This window comes from Pseudorhodobacter antarcticus (genome assembly GCF_900110135.1).
GTDB lineage: Bacteria > Pseudomonadota > Alphaproteobacteria > Rhodobacterales > Rhodobacteraceae > Pseudorhodobacter > Pseudorhodobacter antarcticus.
In genome coordinates this window covers 1-2,725 of record NZ_FOCO01000096.1, presented here as the reverse complement: position 1 = coordinate 2,725, position 2,725 = coordinate 1, and the positions used below count along the sequence as shown (strand labels likewise).

Annotated in this window: 2 protein-coding genes; one reads left to right on the top strand and one right to left on the bottom strand. The window is 56.8% G+C overall.

Annotated features, from left to right (window positions below):
- Positions 1-287 precede the first annotated feature (287 nt).
- Positions 288-1,265 carry an IS5 family transposase gene (locus BMY36_RS18940; protein WP_050519440.1) on the bottom strand — a complete coding sequence of 326 codons (978 nt, stop codon included), beginning with the start codon at positions 1,263-1,265 and terminating at the stop codon, positions 288-290.
- Positions 1,266-1,528: 263 nt separating this feature from the next.
- Here BMY36_RS18940 and BMY36_RS18935 point away from each other — a divergent pair, with 263 nt between their 5' ends.
- Entirely contained in the window at positions 1,529-2,722 is a 1,194-nt protein-coding gene (locus tag BMY36_RS18935) for a flavin-containing monooxygenase (protein ID WP_082224821.1), read from the top strand.
- Positions 2,723-2,725 lie beyond the last annotated feature (3 nt).

Below are 2,725 nucleotides of genomic sequence, written 5' to 3'. Positions count from 1 at the left end.
GGTTTACTCATACCACACAGCTACCATGCTGGATTCACAAGATGAATCCCTCATGGGATTTGTGCAACAGAGCCGCTAATGGTTGAAAAAAGTCAGCTGATTTTTTGCTTTCCCAAGGTCATGATGTTGATTTTCGTATCGGATCGACCCACTTTTCCATTTGGCGCTGACCAGTCTGAAATTTGTTAATCTCATGAAAAGGCCGCGGAAATATTGAAACCGGTGTGTCATGGCCTTGTTGCACGGGACATCGGTTGGGCTGAGTTTGCCCTTACCCGTAGATCAGGTCAAGCGACGACCTCGAACTTGGCACGGCCAAGCCCGGTCATTTTGTTAAGGATGTGGGTGCCAATCTTGGTCTCCGTCTTTTGGTTGGGAAAGCTGCGCGCTTTCAGTTTGGGGCCTATGACTATCTTCCAGCGGCCCATTTGAGTTTCTCCACGGCTGCGCTGATTGTATCCGCTGCTCACCTGCCAGGCCATGCGACCACCGAGGTGTATTGCGGCAATGCGCTGGTCACGAAGCGTTGGATTGCCATCCGCGTCGGAGCTCAAAACCGCAGTCTTCGGAGGCGGGATTATGATCTCAACGCCGACACCAAAGCGGGCCGTGAGCAAGGAGCTGGTGGGGTCTCCATCATAGGCGCCGTCTGCGATGAAGCGGGTTACATCCGCGTCAACCTGGTGCAGAAGATCAGGCAAGGCGGTCGGGTCACCCACATCGTCCTTGGTCAGATCGGAACACACGATGTCACCACTGACAAGGTCCAACCCGAGGTGCAGTTTGCGCCATGACTTCCGCTTGGCCTTTGTTTTATGCTTGTTCTGAAACCACTCGCCTTCGCCAAAGATCTTCAGGCCAGTGCTGTCCACGACGAGATGGATCGGACCATCCTGCTCAGCGCGCGATTTCATCGACAAGGTCAACCCAGTCCCGCGACGTGAAAAGGTTGAATAATTGAGCACGCGGATATCCAAACCCATGAGCTTAACAAGGCTACGAACAAACCCTTCAGTTTGGCGCAGCGGCTGCTTGTAAACCATGCCAAGCGTCAGACAGACCGTGATCGCCAGATCAGAATAGACCGGCTGGCCACCCCGCGTCCTGCGGCGCTCTGCGCGCCAAGCTGCCTCCACCTCGGGGCTCAGCCAAACCGTTATATCACCGCGCAGGCGCAGGCTTTCATTGTAGTCGGACCAATTCGTGATGCGGTACCGCGTCTTCTCAAACTTATGACGCCGCGCCGCGTTGAATTTGTGCGGCATCAGCTGTATCCAATCGATCAGGAAAGTGGCGTCCTAACAGAACCGGTAGGGTCCGTGCAACAAGGCCCTAAAGAAGGCTTTTCTGATCTGACGCTGTGGAAAAACCTAATCCCAGTGCCGCCCTAAATTGGGGGCGGTTTAGGGACAGACTAATCAAAGTTACGAGAAATCGTAATTTTCCTGACGTCCGGCCTGAGCTAATTCTGATTGGAACCCTGAGTGAGGGGAAAATTGCTTTCGGACCAATGTAGAGGAATAGCCAAATGCCTGTCGAGAAAACGGATACGCTGGTTGTTGGCGGCGGGCAGGCCGGCATAGCGGCAAGTGAGCATTTGAGCCGCGCCGGTGTGCCGCACCTGGTTTTGGAAAAAAACCGCACAGCCGAGGCGTGGCGCACCGCCCGCTGGGACGCGCTGGTGGCCAATGGCCCCGCATGGCACGACCGCTTTCCAGGGCTGGAGTTCGAGGGCTGCGCGCCCGATGAATTCGTGACCAAAGATCGTTTTGCGCAATATCTGGTCGATTATGCCGCAAAGTTCAGAGCGCCAATCCGTGAAGGCGTCGAGGTGGTTTCGGCCACGCGTCTGCCGGGGCAGGGCGGCTTTCTGGTCAAGACCAACAAAGGCGAGATCCAGACCCGCCGCATCGTCGCCGCCACGGGCGCATTCCAGCATCCGGTGATTCCGCCAATTGTGCCTGAGTCCGGTGGCGTGCATCAAATGCACTCGTTTTACTACAAGAACCCCGCGCAACTGGCCGAAGGGGCGGTGATGGTGGTTGGCGCAGGGTCGTCTGGCGCGCAGATTGCGGATGAGCTGAACCGGGCGGGCCGCAAGGTATTCCTGTCGGTCGGCCCGCATGACCGCCCGCCGCGCCGTTACCGTGGCCGCGATTTTGTCTGGTGGCTCGGCGTTTTGGGCCTGTGGGATATTTCGGCACCCAAACCGGGCACCGAGCATGTCACGATTGCAGTTTCCGGGGCTTACGGCGGCCGCACGATGGATTTTCGCCGCTTGGCTGGCGAAGGCGTGACGCTGACCGGCCTGACTAAGGCCTATGCGGATGGTGTGCTTAGCTTTTCAGACGATCTTGCGGCCAATGTGGCGGCGGGCGATGCCAATTATTATGGCCTGCTCGACTTAGCGGATGCCTATGCCACCCGCACTGGCCTTGATCTGCCGCCCGAGCCCGAGGCCCGCGAAAAATTTGCTGACCCCGTAAGCTTGACCAACCCGCTGGCCGGGATCAATCTGGCTAATGAAGGTGTCACAACGATCATTTGGGCCACCGGCTTCCGGCAGGATTTCAATTGGCTTAAGGTTGATGGCTTCACCGAACGTGGCGCGCCCATCCATACCCGGGGCGTGTCGATTGAACCGGATTTGTGGCTCTGTTGCACAAATCCCATGAGGGATTCATCTTGTGAATCCAGCATGGTAGCTGTGTGGTATGAGTAAACC